The sequence below is a fragment of the Alloyangia pacifica genome (genome assembly GCF_900116195.1).
GTDB lineage: Bacteria > Pseudomonadota > Alphaproteobacteria > Rhodobacterales > Rhodobacteraceae > Salipiger > Salipiger pacificus.
In genome coordinates this window covers 275,452-291,075 of record NZ_FOZW01000002.1, presented here as the reverse complement: position 1 = coordinate 291,075, position 15,624 = coordinate 275,452, and the positions used below count along the sequence as shown (strand labels likewise).

The window sequence follows — 15,624 nt, the reverse complement described above, 5'->3', positions numbered from 1 at the left end:
TGCCCGGCCCACGCCACGCACGTGCATCGATTGCAATGGCACGAAAGGAGCCAGACATGTTTCGTACGCTCAACGTGGAGACTTCCGCTGTGGCGGCACCGCCCCCCGCACAGGTCAGCATCCGGCTGGGCATGCCCCACATGAGCGCCACGGGCGTCCACCGCTCATGGGTTCTCAGAGAGGCCTGCCACAGGCATTGGCTCTCCATCGCGGCAGAGGCGGGCGTGACCCCCTCGGAGCTTCGCGACCTGACCGGCGCGCGGGTCATGCCCTCGGTCGTGGCCTGCACGCTCAAGGGCGACGCCGGCGCGTTCCACGAGGATGATATCTGCACCTTCGTGCAGACCGAGGCCCCCACAGCGCGGAACGGATGGTGCAGCCGGTCGGACCTGCGCGGGCCGGACGGCGCCCTGAGCACGGAGATCCTGACCAGCTTCGCGCGGCGCAACGGCAGGTCGAACGCCAAGCTGGGCACGCCGGAACTCGAAACCATGTACAAGGCCAACCACGGGCATGACGCGGCGCGCCGCGCGGCGATCCTGCGCACCCTCGGTCGCCACGACCGGGACCGTGCGCTGCGCGATGATGGTCCGCCGCACATGTCCTTCGAGATCCACGAAGACACGCATCTGAACGGCGTCGGGCTGGTGTATTTCGCCAATATCCACGACATGATCGAACGGGCCGAGCGCAATGCCGCCCCCGAGATCCCCGGCCGCTATCCCATGCAGAACCGCAGGGTGCATTTCTTCGGGAACCTCGACGTCGGCGACCGGCTGGAGATCTGCGCCCGGGCCAGCGTTCAAAGGATATCGCCAGACGCCACCGTGGCAATCCAGAGCCACGCCAGACGCGCCAGCGACGGCGCGGTGATCGCCAGCGCCGAAAGCATCTATAGGCACTGACCGGGCTGTCTTCGCGTACCGAGAGGCAACCGCGCCCCGGTGCCCGCCATCCGCGCGGGTTCGTCCGCACCCCTCGCATGAGCAAAATATCTCACTTTTCGAATGCTGCATGCGCGAAATCGCTCAACTAGCACGAGTGATTCCCGTACGCATGGCGAATTCATCCAATATCCGCATCAACAGTTGCGACACATTCGTCATTATACACTTGTTTTTAATACACACTTCAGGAAACTTGAGTTTCAATTTGCAAAATGATGTTTTTCAATCATCCTGAACCCCGGAGAGAGGAGTCGAGGATGAGCGAAACGCATCGTCATCACGTCATCACGGCATTGCTGGAGGAACGCCCCTTTGTATCGGTGAAGGAGTTGCAGCTCATGTTGCGCGTCTCTGCCGCCACCGTGCGCCGTGACATCGACAAGCTCGACGAGGCTGGCGCGGCGCGCAAGGTGCATGGCGGTCTCGCCGCCCCAGAGGGCGGGCCCCGTCGCAAGACCGTGTCGCTGCCCTTTGTCGAGAACCGCGACATCGCGGTGGAAGCCAAGCGCGCCATCGCCACCGAAGCTTCGAAACTGGTGCGGGATGGCAGCCTGATCATCGTGCACGGCGGTTCGACCTGCTTCGAGTTCGGCACCCGCATCGCCAATCGCAACGTCCGCGTCTTCACCAATTCCATGCCGCTCGCCGGCTATCTCAGCGAGCATGGCACCTGCCAGCTGACCGTCGGCGGCGGCGATCTGCACCGCGAGCCGGGCATCCTCTACGACCCGGCGCGCGGCGGCTATGAATTCTACGCCTCGCAGTTCTTCGTCGGCGCGCTCGGCGTCAGCCAAGAGGGGCTGCTGGAAAACCACCCGCTTCTGGTGCGCTTCATCAACGACATGTGCGGGTTGGCCAACGAGATCATCGTGCTGGTCGACAGCCGAAAATTCGCCGAACGCCCGTCGAGCGTGGCACTGCCGCTGAGCCGGGTGACCCGGCTGATCACCGACGACGGCCTGTCGGACCGTGACGCCGCCATGCTCGAGGACGAGGGTGTCGCCTTCAGCATCGCCGCGACCTCCGGGGCGGCATCATGACCCGGCGCGAAGACACCCCGCTGCTCGAAATGCGCAACATCTCCAAGACCTTCGGCCCCGTGCGCGCGCTCGACAACGTCTCGCTCACCGCCTGGCCCGGCGAGGTGCACGCGCTGATGGGCGAGAATGGCGCGGGCAAGTCGACGCTGATGAAGGTGCTCTCGGGGGCCTATGTTGCCGACCGCGGCGGCGAGGTGCTTGTGAATGGCACGCCCGTTCCCACCGGCGATCCGAAAGAGGCCCGCGCCCGCGGCATCGCGGTGATCTACCAGGAGCTGTCGCTCGCCCCCAACCTGACGGTCGCCGAGAACATCTTCCTCGGCCGCGAACCCTCGCGCTCGGGCATGGTCAACCGCGCGCGTATGATCGGCCTCGCCACCCCCGTGCTGGACCGGCTCGGTGTCGACTTCGGCCCCGACACGCGCGTCGCCGGCCTTTCGCTGGGCGAGCGGCAACTGGTGGAGATTGCCCGCGCGCTCGCCTCGGAGGCGCGGATCATTGTGATGGACGAGCCGACCACCTCGCTGTCGAGCCGCGAGACCGAGAAGCTCTTCGACGTCATTGCCGCGCTGACCGCGCAGGGCATCGCGATCATCTACATCAGCCACCGGATGGAGGAGGTCTACCGCCTGTCCGACCGCTGCTCGGTGCTGCGCGACGGCAGCTACGTCGGCACGCTCGACCGCGAAGAACTCTCGGCGCAGAAGCTGGTGGCGATGATGGTCGGGCGTGATCTCAGCTCGTTCTACAAGAAGGAGCATGTCGCCACGGAGGGCCAACGCAATGTGGTGATGAAGGTCGCGGACATGTCCGACGGTCGGCTGGTGCGGGAGTGCGGCTTCGAGGTGCACGAGGGCGAGGTTCTGGGCGTCTCGGGTCTGGTCGGCTCGGGCCGGACAGAGCTGGCACGGTTGATTTACGGTGCCGATCCGGCCACCTCCGGCACGGTCTGGCTGAACGGCGAAGAGGTCACCCCACGCAGCCCGCGCGAGGCGCTGGAACGGGGCATCGTTTACCTCACCGAGGACCGCAAGGCGCTGGGTCTCTTCCTCGACATGAGCATCCAGCAGAACATCTCGATGTGCGTGCTGGAGGAGGACGCGGGCACGGCCGGAACGCTGAACTTCCGCGCCGCCGCCAGCCGGGCCGCCAGGGCGATCAAGGACCTGGCGATCAAGACCCCCTCGGCAAAGCTCAACGTCGGCGCGCTGTCGGGCGGAAACCAGCAGAAGGTGCTGCTGGCGCGGCTGCTCGAAGCGAAACCGAAAGTGGTGATCCTCGACGAGCCGACGCGCGGCGTCGACGTGGGGGCGAAATCCGAGATCTACCGGCTCATCGACGCGCTCGCCCGGGAGGGGCTGGCGGTGGTGATGATCTCGTCGGAACTGCCGGAAATCGTCGGCGTCGCCGATCGGGTGCTGGTGATGCGCGAGGGGCGCATCGCAGGCGAGGTCCGCGCCGCGCCGGGCCGCCCGGTGCAGCAGGAAGAGATCATGACGCTGTCGACCGGGGCCGCCGCCTGACGGCAGCCCGGCGACCGCAAGGGAGGAAAGAATGAGCGACGCGCAAGACGTGACCGCATCGAACCGCAAGGGCCCGGACTCCGGCGGCAGTGCCGCCCGGATGAAGAGCACCATCATGGCGCTCGGCATGCTGCCGGTGCTGATCCTGCTGGCCATCGGCTTTCACCTGATGACCGGCAAGTTCCTGTCGGTGAACAACCTGTCGATCGTCATGCAGCAGGCCTCGATCAACGTGGTGCTGGCGGCAGGGATGACCTTCGTGATCCTGACCGGCGGCATCGACCTCTCGGTCGGCTCGGTGCTGGCGGCCTCGGCCATGGCGGCGGTCAGCGTCTCGCTGATCCCGGACTGGGGGCTGCTGGGCATTCCGGCGGGGCTGGCGGTGGGGCTGGTCTTCGGGCTCGCCAACGGCTGCCTCGTGGCCTACCTCGGCCTGCCACCCTTCATCGTCACCCTCGGCTCACTGACGGCGGTGCGCGGCGTCGCGCGGCTGATGGGCGGCGACACCACGGTGTTCAACGCCGACCTGCCCTTCGAATTCATCGGCAACGGCAGCCTCTTCGGGGTGCCCTGGCTGGCGATCTTCGCGCTGACCACGGTGGTCGTGTCGTGGTTCATCCTGCGCCGCACCGTGCTCGGCACCTGGATCTATGCCGTCGGCGGAAACCAGGAGGCGGCGCGCCTGACCGGGATCAAGGTCAGCCTGGTGCTGCTCTTCGTCTATGCCATGTCTGGCCTGCTTTCGGGGCTCGGCGGGGTGATGTCCGCCGCCCGGCTCTACGCCGCCAACGGGCTGCAGCTGGGTCAGGCCTACGAGCTCGACGCCATCGCGGCGGTGATCCTCGGCGGCACGTCCTTCGTGGGCGGTGTCGGCTCGATCTGGGGCACGCTGATCGGCGCGCTGATCATCGCGGTGCTGTCCAACGGCCTGATCCTGACCGGCGTGTCGGACATCTGGCAGTTCATCATCAAGGGACTGGTCATCATCGCCGCCGTGGCGCTCGACCGCTACCGGCTGAAGGGAGGGGCGCGGACCTAACCGGCCGCGCCGAAGACGAACTCACGCATTTCAGGGAGGAAACCATGCGTAAGATCACCACACTTCTGACCACCGCCACCTGCGCGGCCGCGCTGGCCGCAGGCGGCGCGCAGGCGCAGGACAAGACGCTCGAGAGCATCGGCATTTCGGTCGGCCTGCTCGGCAACCCGTTCTTCGTCGCCACGATCAAGGGCATCGAGGACCGCGCCAAGGAGATCAATCCCGACGTGCAGGTGACCTCGGTCTCGGCCGACTACGACCTGAACAAGCAAGCCAGCCAGATCGACAACTTCATCGCCTCGGGCGTCGACATCATCATGCTGAACGCGGTGGATGCCGCCGCCATCGCCCCGGCGGTGAAGCGCGCCAAGAGCGCCGGCATCGTGGTCGCCGCCTTCGACGTCTCGGCCCCCGGTGCGGATGTCACGGTGATGACCGACAACGTCGATGCCGGGCGCAAGGCCTGCCAGTACATCGTTGACAACCTCGAGGGCGGCAGCGGCGACGTGGTCATCATCAACGGCCCGCAGAGCTCGTCGATCATCGACCGCGTGGCCGGCTGCCAGGAGGTGTTCAGCGCCAACGACGGCATCAACGTGCTGTCGGACGACCAGAACGGCCAGGCCTCGCGCGATGGCGGCCTCGACGTGATGCAAGGCATTCTGACCCGCTACGACCACATCGACGCGGTCTTCGCGATCAACGATCCCACCGCCGTCGGCGCGGCGCTGGCCGCAAAGCAGCTGGGCCGTGACGAGTTCATCATCACCGGCGTCGACGGCGCCCCGGTGATCGAGGACGAGCTGGCCAAGGGCGACGGCTCGCTGATCCGCGCCTCGGCCTCGCAGGACCCCTACGTGATGGCCGGCGAGGCGCTGAAGATGGGCTACGACATGTTCATGGGCAACACCCCCGAGACCGACACCGTTCTGCTCGAGCCCGAGTTGATCACCGCCGACAACCTCGATGGCTACAAGGGCTGGACCGACCCGCGCTGAGCCGGACCGAAACCGCCAGACCGGGACGGCGCCCGCCGGGCGCCGTCCTCCCCCTCCCCCGGGCACAAGCCCGGCACCAGAAGACCCGACACCACCGAGAGGACCAGCGATGACGCTTGCTGCACTCAAACAGGCCGTGCTCGAGGCCAATCTCGCCACCGTGCGGCACGGGCTGGTCAAGGCCACCTTCGGCAATGCGAGCGGCATCGACCGCGTTTCCGAACGCATCGCCATCAAGCCCTCGGGCGTGCCCTACGAGGAGATGACCGCCGATCACATGGTGATCACCGACCTTGCGGGCACGACGTTCGACAATCGCTTCCGGCCCTCCTCGGATCTCGACACGCACCTCGTGCTCTACCGCGCCTTTCCGACCATCGGTGCGATCATCCACACCCATTCGACCTATGCCACGATCATGGCGCAGGCCCGCCGCCCGATCCCGCCGCTCGGCACCACCCATGCGGATTACTTCCACGGAACGATCCCGGTCACCCGCGATCTCACCGCGGAGGAGATCACCGAGCGCTATGTCGAGGCGACCGGAGAGGTCATCGCCGAGACCGTCGGCAGTGGCGATCCGCTGGCGATCCCGGCGGTGCTGGTCGCCGGGCACGGTCCCTTCGTCTGGGGACGCGATCCGGAACAGGCGGTGCTCAACGCCATGATCCTCGAGGAGGTGGCGAAGATGGCCTGGCATGGCGCCGCGCTCGACGCCGCACCGCCGCCGATCTCGCAGACCCTGCTCGACCGCCATTACCTGCGCAAGCACGGCGCCAACGCCACCTACGGGCAGTAACCGGACCCCACTCTCAGGGAGGAGACGCCGATGACCCTTGTCGCCGGAGCCGATTTCGGCACGCTCAGCGTGCGCGCCACCATCATGGACACCCTCAGCGGTGCGGCCCTGGCCTCGGCCTCCGCCGCCTATCCGCTGGACCGCGACCCCGCCGATCCGCTGGTCGCGCGGCAGTCGCATGACGACCAGATGATGGCGCTCTGCGAGGCCATGCGCGCGGCCATCGCCGAGGCCGGGATCGACGGGACAGAGATCGCCGCCTTTGCCGCCGACACCACCGGGTCGAGCGTGATCCCGCTCGATGCGCAGTTGCAACCGCTGGCCGACTATTACCTCTGGTGTGACCACAGCGCCCACTCCGAGGCCGCCGAGATCACCGCCCGCGCCCGAACCGAGAAGATCGAGGCGCTGGACTGGTGCGGCGGCACCTACAGCCACGAGTGGGGCTACTCGAAGCTGCTGCACTTCCTGCGGCACAATCCCGAAATGCGCGCGCGCTTCGCCACCGCCGCCGAGAATTGCGACATGATCGCCGCCACGCTCTGCGGCATCACCGACCCGGCACAGATGCCGCGCAGCGTCTGCGCCATGGGGCACAAGTGGATGTGGGGCGAGCGCTGGGGCGGCCTGCCACCACAAGACTTCCTGAGCCGCGTCGATCCTTTGCTGGACGGCATCAATGACCAGATCACCGGCCGCTGGGGCCACTCGCTGCAGGAGGCCGGACGGCTCAGCCCCGAGTGGGCGGCAAAGATGGGCCTGCGCCCCGGTATTCCCCTGCCCTTCGGGGCCTTCGACGCGCATTGGGACGCCATCGGCACCGGCTGCCGCCCCGGCGACGTCGTGAACGTGGTCGGCACCTCGACCTGCATCATCGCCCTTGCCGACCCGCAGAGCGGCCCGGTGCCGGGTATCTGCGGCGCGGTGCCGGGCAGCGTCGCCCCCGGGGCCATCGGTATCGAGGCCGGGCAATCGGCCACCGGCGATCTCTTCGACGCCATCGCGACGCGCGCCGGTACGGATGTCGCCAGCCTCTGCGCCGGCCTCGGCAGGCGCGCGCCCGGCAGCAGCGGCCTTCTGCGCCTGCCCTGGGACAACGGCGACCGCACGGTGCTGGTCCGCCCCGACCTCGGCGGCCTCACGCTGGGCTGGGATCTGGCGCATACCGCCGCCGACGAGATGCACGCGGCGATCGAGGGCATGGCGATGCACGTCAGCCTGATCATCGACCGCATGAGCTCGGGCGGCACGGAGTTCACCCGGGTGATCAACGCGGGCGGCATCCCGCAGAAGAACGATGTGCTGAACCAGGTCTACGCCGACGTGCTGCAGCGCGAGGTGCATGTGCCCGAGCGCTCGCCGGTGGGTGTCGGAGCCTGCGTCTTCGCCGCCATGGCGGCGGGGGCATTCGCCGGGCTGACCGAGGCGCAGGCGGCCATGTGCCCACCCACGCGGGTCTTCGCTCCCCGGCCCGAAACCGCTGCGGCCTACGCCGAGCTGACGGGCCTGTTCCGCGAGGTCTACTTCGCCTTCGGCGAGGGGCGGCCCCGCGAATTGGGTCACGTGCTGCCCGCCCTGCGCCGCTTCCGGCTTGGGCACTGACCCCGGCACCGACGCGTGGGGCACCACTGCAAGACGCAAAGAGGCAGGGTTATCGCCTACCCCTCCTACCTCTCACCGCCCGCCGCGACGGATCAGGCGGTGATGATGTCGATGAATGGCAGATTGCCCGCAGTCAGCCCGGCATCGACCGGAAGCACGGTGCCGGTGATGCCGCTTGCCATTGGCGAGGCGAGGAAGATCGCCGCCTTGGCCACCTCCTCGGGGCTCACCAGCCGGCCCAGCGGGTAGAGCGCGGTCACCTTGGCGAAGATGTCGGGCTGGCGGGCCTTGCGCTCGTCCCAGGCGGGCGTGTGCACCGAGCCCGGAGCCACCACGTTGGCGCGCAACCCGTGCTTGCCCTCCTCGGTGGCCAGCGCTTTGGCCCAGGCGATGATCCCGGCCTTGGCCGCGGAATAGGCCGGGCTGCCGAAATGCGCGAGCCCGTTGACCGAGGCGACGAAGACTGCCGCGGCGCCCTCGGGGCGGCCGCGCAACGCCGGCAGAAGCGCCCGGCTGAACACCGCGGCGCCGGTGAAGTTGAGCTGCAGGTCGTGCAGGATCGCCGCCGTGTCGGTGTGCTCGATCAGATCGACGCGGGTACCCCCGGCGTTGGAGATCAGCACGTCCACAGGCGCCGCGGCGATCTTCGCCGCAGCCGCCTCGGTCTGTGCCGTGTCGGTGATGTCGAACTCGACCACCTCGTCGCCCTGCACGCCGCTGCCTGCCCGGTCGCAGGCCACCACATGCGCGCCCGCCTGCTTCAGCGCCGCCAGCATGGCGGTGCCGATGCCGCCCCCGGCCCCGGTCAGCACAACGCGTTTTCCGTTCAGCAACATGATCAGGCTTCCTCGTCTTCGGCGGTCACGGCATCAAGACCGAGCGGATCCGCCACCTTGGGCCAGAAATCCCGGCCCGCCTTCTGGTAGTCGGTCTGCGCAGGTTTCGTCGGGTAGGAGGACGGGCTGTCCACGTGAATGATCCGCGACGACACCGGATCGAACCCGGCGTGAAAATGGTTGGTGGACTTGACCAGCAGGATTTCCTTCCCGGCGTAATCGACGCCCTGGTTGGAGAACAGCGTCGGCTCGTAGGTCTGCGTCCTGCTGGAGATCAGCACGATGTCGATCTCGGTGCCGAGAATGCGCACCGTGGCCGAACGGCCCAGCGTCACCCGGCTGGCGCGGAAGCTCTGGTGGCCCTCCTGCGCGAGATGGATCACCTCGATCTCGGCATCGATCGGCGGGCCGGCCTCGGCCCCAGCCTTTCCGCCAAAGCGCAGGCGCAGGCGCGCCCCGAGGCCGGCGGCATGGCAAAAGCTCACCGCAACCGGGTCCCAGATCGCCCCCACCGCCACCTTGTCCACGCCCCGCGCGATCAGTGACATCAGCACGTAGGTGCCATCTCCGGCGCAGCCGCCGCCCGGGTTGTCCCATGTGTCGGCAATGGTCACCGGCATCGACGGATCGGCCTTGCGCACGGCGAGAGCCTGGTCAATGCCATCCTCATAGTCGAGGATCGGCATCGCGGTCCTGCCACGCAGCGCATAGAGCTCCTCGCCCAGCTTGCGGGCCAGCGCCGCGCCCTCTTCGGGGGCATTGTCGGTCACCACCATGATCTTCGTGCCCATCTCGGGCACGTCGCCCGCCATGAACCCGTGGATGACCGAGCAGGACAGGATATTGCCCTGACCTTCCAGCAGCTTCATCCGGTCGACGAAACCGCGCATCGGCTGCTGGCTGGTCGGGTAGATGCCGATCATCTTGCAGTCGAAGGTGGAGATCACCGGGCGCACCTCGCCGCGCAGCGCCCTGAGCGCAAGGTCCACCACATGCGCGCCGCGCTCCTGGAAATCCGTGTGCGGAAACTCGAGGAAGGTCGCCGCGAGGTCGAGCTGCGCCACGCGCTTGCGCGTCAGGTGGCTGTGCGGGTCGAACTCGGCAGCGACAAGCACATCCGGGCCGACGATATCACGCACCCGCGCGAGGAAATCTCCCTCGCAGTCGTCGTAGCCCTGCGCCACCATCGCCCCGTGCAGGCCGAGCACCACGCCGTCGACCGGCAGCGCCGCCCGCAGTTGATCCAGAATTTCGTCGCGCAGCTCCTCGAAGGTTTCTTTCTTGATCAACCCTGCCGGTTCCGCCCAAGTCGAACTGCCCTCGATCACGGTGAAACCCTCTTCGCGCCCACGCTGACGCAGGATAGGCACCGGCGAGGAGCAGAGCGTCGGCGTCTCCGGATGCTCCCCGGGGCCCGCGTAGAAGGCCGCCTCGAAGGCCGCCCGGTCGGTTGGCAGCGGGGAGAAGGTATTCGTTTCGGTGGCCAGAGACGCGGTAAACACCCTCACGCGGCGACCCTCCTTGCGTTGCGGCGGGCCGCAAGCGGCCTGCCTTGGTGAAAACTCGTCGCCGCGTGCCGGACCATCCGCTCAGGCGGCGTCGCGCGGCGGCTCGCGCAGGGCGAGGATCGCCGCGCCCACCAGCCCCGGCTCGGTGCGGCACTGCGCCTGTACCACCAGCGGCTCGGCCGGCTTGGACAGCGTGAGCGGCCGGGTGGCGGCATCCAGCGCCTGCATCAGCCCAGCGTCGTTCGACAGCCCGCCACCCGCGGCCACCACGGTCGCCCCGGTCATGTTGACGACCATCGCCAGCGGGCCGGAGAGCAGCTCCAGCCAGGCCGCGACGGTCTTCGCCGCGCCCTCGTCTCCCGCGTGCCAGAGCGCGAGAATCTCGGTGGACGGCAGCTCGGCCCCGGCAATGTCGCGGTGCAGCCGCTCGATGCCGCGTGCCGAGCAGGTGGCATCGAGACAGCCCTTCAGGCCGCAGCCGCACTGATAGGACGGCAGCGGCGCATCGAGGCAGTCGAGCAGCCGCTTGGCCACCGGCCCGTGGCCCCATTCCCCGGCGTAGCCGCTGCCCGCGCCGATCAGCCGCCCCCCGGCCACTAGCCCGCCACCGACTCCGGTGCCGATGATCGCGCCGAAGACCACGTCATGGCCGCGGCCCGCGCCGACACCCGCCTCGGCCAGCGCGAAGCAATCGGCATCATTGGCCACCAGCACCTCGAGCCCCAGCTTCGCCGACAGCTCCGGCGCAAGGCGGCGTCCGGTCAGGCAGGGGATATTGGCGACGGTGGCCCGGCCGGTCTTGGGATCAACCACCCCGGCAATGGAGATTGCGACGCGCTCGGGGCGACCACCGGCCTCGGCGATGGCGGCGGCCAGCGTGGCGACAAAGGCGTCGAAGTCATCCCCGGGCGTCGGACGGCGCGACAGCGCGCGCACGTCGTGGACACTGGTGGCGACGGCGCTCTTCACCGAAGTGCCACCGATATCGAAACAGACGATCATGCCCCGCCCTCGCCCTTGGAGCAGTCACCGCCGACCCATACGGATTGCAGCTGCAGCGCGTTGTCCAGAACGAGGAAATCCGCCTGTGCCCCCGCACCCAGATGCCCGACTCCAGTCAGGCCCGCCGCCAGCGCAGGATAGAGCGTCGCCATGCGCAGCGCTTCGTCGAGCGGCACTTCGAGCCCCTCGACGCAGTAGCGCAGCGCGTCGAGCATCGAGATGTCGGCCCCTGCCAGCGTGCCGTCGGCCAGCGTCAGCCGCCCGCCCGCTCGGTAGATCGTGCGGCCGTTCAGGGTGATCTCGGCGAGGTCCGAGCCGGTCGCCGCCATGGCATCCGAGACGAGGAAGACATGCCCCGGCCCGCGCTTGCCACGCAGCGCGATCCGCATGGCCACGTCGCTGACATGATGCCCGTCGGCGATCAGCCCGCAGCTCACCGTGCCCGCGTCCAGCGTGGCCCCGACGAGACCGGGGGTACGGTGCGCCATCTGGCTCATCGCATTGAACAGGTGGGTCGTCATGCTGGCACCGGCGGCGAAATACTCCGCCGCCGTCTCGGCGCTGCAATCGCTGTGGCCGAGCGAGACCTGGACACCCCCCGCCACCAGCCGCGCCACCTGCTCCGCCGTCGCAGCCTCGGGGGCCAGCGTCACCAGCAGATGGCCGCAGCTGTCTTCGGCTGCGAGAATTCGCTGCAGGTCAGCCTCCTCCATCGGCCGCACCAGCTCCTCGGCATGGGTGCCCTTGCGGCGCGGATCGAGATGCGGCCCCTCGAGGTGCAGGCCCGCCAATCCGGCCTGCCCCGCCGAGCGCGCCTCCGCGCAGGCTGCGAGCGCCTCGGCGGTTTTCGCGGCGGTGTCGGTGATCAGCGTGGCAAGGATCGAAGTCGTGCCGAGCGTCCGATGCGCGGCGCAGATCGCCGCCAGCCCCTCGGCGCTGGTGTCGTCGTTGAACTGCACGGCGCCGCCGCCATTGACCTGCAGGTCGACGAGGCCGGGAACGATCAGTGCCACCTCCGGCGCGCCGCCGGGAATCACCTCGGTGACCACCCCGTCCGCATGCGCCAGCGCCGCGTTTTCGTGCCAGTTACGACCGTCGAAGAGTCGGCGCGCAACCGGAGAAACCCTTGCCGTCATGCGCTTCGAAGCCCCCTGCGCCCGCAAGGCTCTTGCCAGACCGGAGCGCATTGCCCGCACCGGAGGCAGAGTCTGAAAATGAATTTCATCATAGCCGCTGTCTTTCGCATTTTTATATTGACTGTCACGAAACTCGCCCACAGTCTACGAAAATAAATTACGGAATTCGGGTCCGAACGCCGCATCGTCTCTGCTCATGCATGGCGTCGGCACCCGAGGCAAGAACAGGGATCGAGAATGAAAGTCGGCATCGTCGGGCTAGGGTACCGCCTTGGCTATCTGGCCCAGGTCTTTACGCAAATGCATCCTGATTTCGAGATCGCCGGCTACGTCGATCCCGCCCCCGCGGGCATGGGCCTGCTGGAGGAGAAGGGCATCTCCCCAGGCACCGCCTATGAGAGCGTGGAAGAGCTTCTGAAGGCCGAGGACCTCGACCTGCTGATGGTCGGCTCGCCCAACTACATGCACCTGCAGCACATCCGCGCCGGCTTCGAGGCCGGGGTGAAAGTGTTCTCGGAAAAGCCCGTGGTCACCACCAAGGAAGACAGTTTCGAGCTTGCCAAGCTGCTGGCGAAATACGGCGTCGAGAACCTGCTGATCGGCCTCGTGCTGCGTTATGCGCCGCTCTACACCGACCTGCGCGCCGCGCAGGCCCGGGGCGAGCTCGGCGACGTGGTCTCGATTGAAGCCAGTGAGCACATCCCGCCCTATCACGGCGCCTTCTTCATGCGCGACTGGCGGCGCTACGACCGCTGGGCCGGTGGCTTCATGCTGGAAAAATGCTGCCACGATATCGACCTCTATAACGGCGTCATCGGTGCCCGCCCCGAGCGGGTCAGCAGTTTCGGTGGCCGGCGCAGCTTTGTGCCCGCCAACGACCCGCGCAACCGGGGCATCAACGATCTGGGGGTCTATAGCCAGAAACCCTCGGGCTGGAACGGGTCGGACAAGGTCTTCGACAGCGACGCCGAGATCATCGACTACCAGGTGGCCATCGTCGAATACGAGAACGGCGCGGCGCTGAACTTCCACACCAACCTCAACGTGCCGGACGATTTCCGCCGCTTCGCGGTGATCGGCACCCGCGGCATGGCCGAGGGCGACTTCGTCCGGGGCTATCTCAACGTGACCGACAGCCACACCCGCCAGCCGCTGCAGCGCAAGGTCTACGAGGCCTCGGAGCTGTCGCACCACTACGGCGCTGACGAGGAAATGGCGAAGGGGGTCATCGCCTCGGTGCTGACCGGGGCGAAGCAACCGGTTTCGGTGCTCGACGCGCTGGAGGCCGGGCTGCTGGTCATGGCCATGGACGAGGCCCGCGCCAAGCGCTCGGTGATCGAGATGTCGCGCACGTGGGACCTGTTCGACGAGGCGCTCAACGCCAGGGTGCCGGCCTGATGCCCGGACAGAAATCAGCCGTCATCTTCGCCTGGATCCTGCTGATCCCGGCGCTGGCCTATGTGGCCGCCATCGTCGTCTACCCGCTGCTGCAGACGGTGAACCTGTCGTTCACCAACGCCTCGCTGCGGCGCACCACCGATTACATCGGCTGGGAGAACTATGCCAAGATCTTCGACGCGGAGTTCGCCACCATCATCGGCCGGACCTTCCTGTGGACCTTCCTGTCGGTCTCGCTGAAGATGATCATCGGCACCGGCGGGGCGATGCTGCTCAACGCCGCCCTGCCCGGTCGCGCCCTCTTCCGCATCCTGACAATGCCGCCGTGGATCGTGCCCATGGCGATCGGCATCTTCATGTGGGGCTGGATGTACAACGGCCAGTTCGGGATGATCTCCGGGCTGATGCAGCGCTTCGGGCTGGTGGACGGGCCGGTGGCCTTCCTTGCCTATGGCAACACCGCCTTCTGGGCGACGATCATCACCGACGTATGGATCGGCGTGCCGATGGTGACCATGTACATGCTCGCCGCCGTGCAATCGGTGCCGCAGGATCTGCACGAGGCCGCCTGGACCGATGGCGCCAGCCGCTTCTACCGGATGCGCCGCATCACCCTGCCGATGATCTTCCCGGCGGCGATCACCATGTCGATGATCTCGCTGATCTCGACCTTCAACTCCTTCGATCCGATCTGGATCCTCACCCAGGGCGGCCCCTCGGGATCGACCACGACGATGATCATCGACACCTACTCGACCGCGCTCGGCTCCAAGAAGTTCGGCGAAGGCGCGGCGCGCGCGGTGGTCATCTGCCTGTTCCTGTCGGCCTTCGCGCTGCTCTACTTCCGCGCGGTCACCAAGCTGTCGAAGAGGATGACGACATGATGAAGAAAAACGCCATGATCGACCGCTACCGCTGGTGGGAAGTGGTCCTGATGTACTGCGGTATCTTCGTGTTCCTCTTCTTCGTGCTGGCCCCCTTCATCGAGGGCTTCCTGGTCTCGCTGAAGCCGCTCGGGCTGCTGTTCTCGACACCCTACAAGTTCCTGCCCGAGAACGGCTCGTTCAAGGCCTACTTCACCATGTGGGAGAGCGTGCCGGAGTTCGGCCGCTACATCTTCAACTCCTTCTTCATCTCCACGGTGATTACCGCCGTAGTGCTGATCCTGGTGGTGCCGGCCTCCTATGCCTTCGCCCGGATCACCTTCCGCGGCTCAGGCACTCTGCTCGGCGCCTTCCTGGCGGTGAACATGTTTTCGGGCGCGGTGCTGCTGATCCCGCTGTTCCGGCTGATGCGCGCCTACGGCATGCTCAACACCTACTGGTCGATGATCGTGCCGGGGGTGGCCTTCCTCATCCCCACCGCGATCTGGCTGCTCTCGACCTACATGCGCCGCATCCCGCGCGAGCTGGACGAGGCCGCCTATGTCGATGGCGCGAGCCACTTCTACATCCTGCGCCGGGTGATCCTGCCGCTGGCGATGCCGGGTATCACCGTGGTGGCGATCACCACCTTCATCGGTGCCTACGCCCAGCAGTTCATCTTCGCGCTGACCTTCAACTCCAAGACCGAGTACATGCCGCTGCCCATCGGCCTCTATGCCTATTTCGGTCGCCAGGAGGTGATCTGGAATGAACTCATGGCCGCAAGCTTCGTGGGCATCGCCCCGGCCATGATCCTGATCTTCGCGCTGCAACGCTACCTCGTGGCCGGCCTCACCGCCGGGGCGGTGAAGCAGTAAGCCGCGCAAGACCCGGCTCCCGCGCCGCGCGCGGGGGCCCACCAACGGCCCCCGG

14 protein-coding genes are annotated in these 15,624 nt (G+C 67.3%); 10 read left to right on the top strand and 4 right to left on the bottom strand.

Translation table 11 applies throughout. The features are described from left to right. The first annotated feature begins 56 nt into the window (after positions 1-56). The 7 genes from BM397_RS05815 to BM397_RS05785 all read left to right on the top strand — a co-directional run bounded on the left by BM397_RS05815 (position 57) and on the right by BM397_RS05785 (position 7,948). A complete protein-coding gene (locus BM397_RS05815; protein ID WP_176806473.1) occupies positions 57-905 on the top strand; it encodes an LnmK family bifunctional acyltransferase/decarboxylase in 849 nt (282 codons plus the stop codon). Between the two features lie 299 nt (positions 906-1,204). After that, on the top strand, positions 1,205-1,987 hold the full coding sequence (locus tag BM397_RS05810) for a DeoR/GlpR family DNA-binding transcription regulator (RefSeq protein ID WP_092419638.1): 783 nt from the start codon (positions 1,205-1,207) through the stop codon (positions 1,985-1,987). Then, positions 1,984-3,510, top strand: coding sequence for a sugar ABC transporter ATP-binding protein (locus BM397_RS05805; protein WP_092419635.1), 1,527 nt, complete (start codon positions 1,984-1,986; stop codon positions 3,508-3,510). The genes BM397_RS05810 and BM397_RS05805 overlap by 4 nt, the downstream gene beginning before the upstream one ends. A 31-nt stretch (positions 3,511-3,541) precedes the next feature. Next, on the top strand, positions 3,542-4,549 hold the full coding sequence (locus tag BM397_RS05800) for an ABC transporter permease subunit (RefSeq protein WP_092419633.1): 1,008 nt from the start codon (positions 3,542-3,544) through the stop codon (positions 4,547-4,549). 44 nt (positions 4,550-4,593) lie between these two features. Continuing rightward, positions 4,594-5,547 (top strand): ABC transporter substrate-binding protein, encoded by a 954-nt coding sequence (locus tag BM397_RS05795; RefSeq protein ID WP_092419630.1) that lies wholly within the window; start codon positions 4,594-4,596, stop codon positions 5,545-5,547. 109 nt (positions 5,548-5,656) lie between these two features. Beyond that, on the top strand, positions 5,657-6,346 hold the full coding sequence (gene araD / locus BM397_RS05790) for an L-ribulose-5-phosphate 4-epimerase AraD (protein ID WP_092419626.1): 690 nt from the start codon (positions 5,657-5,659) through the stop codon (positions 6,344-6,346). Between the two features lie 30 nt (positions 6,347-6,376). Continuing rightward, on the top strand, positions 6,377-7,948 hold the full coding sequence (locus BM397_RS05785; protein ID WP_092419622.1) for a ribulokinase: 1,572 nt from the start codon (positions 6,377-6,379) through the stop codon (positions 7,946-7,948). 92 nt (positions 7,949-8,040) lie between these two features. On the opposite strand, the gene BM397_RS05780 is transcribed toward BM397_RS05785, so the two are convergent. The 4 genes from BM397_RS05780 to nagA all read right to left on the bottom strand — a co-directional run bounded on the left by BM397_RS05780 (position 8,041) and on the right by nagA (position 12,430). Next, positions 8,041-8,784 (bottom strand): SDR family oxidoreductase, encoded by a 744-nt coding sequence (locus BM397_RS05780; RefSeq protein ID WP_176806471.1) that lies wholly within the window; start codon positions 8,782-8,784, stop codon positions 8,041-8,043. A 2-nt stretch (positions 8,785-8,786) separates the two neighbouring features. After that, positions 8,787-10,292, bottom strand: coding sequence for a M81 family metallopeptidase (locus BM397_RS05775; protein ID WP_092419616.1), 1,506 nt, complete (start codon positions 10,290-10,292; stop codon positions 8,787-8,789). A gap of 81 nt (positions 10,293-10,373) precedes the next feature. After that, entirely contained in the window at positions 10,374-11,294 is a 921-nt protein-coding gene (locus BM397_RS05770) for an ROK family protein (protein ID WP_092419613.1), read from the bottom strand. After that, complete coding sequence (gene nagA, locus BM397_RS05765; protein WP_092419610.1) at positions 11,291-12,430, bottom strand: N-acetylglucosamine-6-phosphate deacetylase; 1,140 nt, start codon at positions 12,428-12,430, stop codon at positions 11,291-11,293. Before nagA ends, BM397_RS05770 begins: the two co-directional genes overlap by 4 nt. Positions 12,431-12,667: 237 nt before the next feature. Between nagA and BM397_RS05760 the strand changes: the two genes are divergently transcribed. The 3 genes from BM397_RS05760 to BM397_RS05750 are packed head-to-tail and all read left to right on the top strand — an operon-like array spanning position 12,668 to position 15,569. Then, positions 12,668-13,828 (top strand): Gfo/Idh/MocA family protein, encoded by a 1,161-nt coding sequence (locus BM397_RS05760; RefSeq protein ID WP_092419607.1) that lies wholly within the window; start codon positions 12,668-12,670, stop codon positions 13,826-13,828. Beyond that, positions 13,828-14,712: a carbohydrate ABC transporter permease gene (locus tag BM397_RS05755; RefSeq protein ID WP_092419604.1), complete on the top strand. Its 885-nt coding sequence runs from the start codon at positions 13,828-13,830 to the stop codon at positions 14,710-14,712. Before BM397_RS05760 ends, BM397_RS05755 begins: the two co-directional genes overlap by 1 nt. Beyond that, positions 14,709-15,569 carry a carbohydrate ABC transporter permease gene (locus tag BM397_RS05750; protein WP_218124838.1) on the top strand — a complete coding sequence of 287 codons (861 nt, stop codon included), beginning with the start codon at positions 14,709-14,711 and terminating at the stop codon, positions 15,567-15,569. The genes BM397_RS05755 and BM397_RS05750 overlap by 4 nt, the downstream gene beginning before the upstream one ends. The last annotated feature ends 55 nt before the right edge of the window (positions 15,570-15,624 follow it).

Excerpts from the sequence above, each read along its gene's own strand:
- BM397_RS05815 (WP_176806473.1), top strand. The coding sequence starts at position 57 with ATGTTTCGTACGCTCAACGTGGAGACTTCCGCTGTGGCGGCACCGCCC.
- BM397_RS05810 (WP_092419638.1), top strand. The coding sequence starts at position 1,205 with ATGAGCGAAACGCATCGTCATCACGTCATCACGGCATTGCTGGAGGAA.
- BM397_RS05805 (WP_092419635.1), top strand. The coding sequence starts at position 1,984 with ATGACCCGGCGCGAAGACACCCCGCTGCTCGAAATGCGCAACATCTCC.
- BM397_RS05800 (WP_092419633.1), top strand. The coding sequence starts at position 3,542 with ATGAGCGACGCGCAAGACGTGACCGCATCGAACCGCAAGGGCCCGGAC.
- BM397_RS05795 (WP_092419630.1), top strand. The coding sequence starts at position 4,594 with ATGCGTAAGATCACCACACTTCTGACCACCGCCACCTGCGCGGCCGCG.
- araD (WP_092419626.1), top strand. The coding sequence starts at position 5,657 with ATGACGCTTGCTGCACTCAAACAGGCCGTGCTCGAGGCCAATCTCGCC.
- BM397_RS05785 (WP_092419622.1), top strand. The coding sequence starts at position 6,377 with ATGACCCTTGTCGCCGGAGCCGATTTCGGCACGCTCAGCGTGCGCGCC.
- BM397_RS05780 (WP_176806471.1), bottom strand. The coding sequence starts at position 8,784 with ATGTTGCTGAACGGAAAACGCGTTGTGCTGACCGGGGCCGGGGGCGGC.
- BM397_RS05770 (WP_092419613.1), bottom strand. The coding sequence starts at position 11,294 with ATGATCGTCTGTTTCGATATCGGTGGCACTTCGGTGAAGAGCGCCGTC.
- nagA (WP_092419610.1), bottom strand. The coding sequence starts at position 12,430 with ATGACGGCAAGGGTTTCTCCGGTTGCGCGCCGACTCTTCGACGGTCGT.
- BM397_RS05760 (WP_092419607.1), top strand. The coding sequence starts at position 12,668 with ATGAAAGTCGGCATCGTCGGGCTAGGGTACCGCCTTGGCTATCTGGCC.
- BM397_RS05755 (WP_092419604.1), top strand. The coding sequence starts at position 13,828 with ATGCCCGGACAGAAATCAGCCGTCATCTTCGCCTGGATCCTGCTGATC.
- BM397_RS05750 (WP_218124838.1), top strand. The coding sequence starts at position 14,709 with ATGATGAAGAAAAACGCCATGATCGACCGCTACCGCTGGTGGGAAGTG.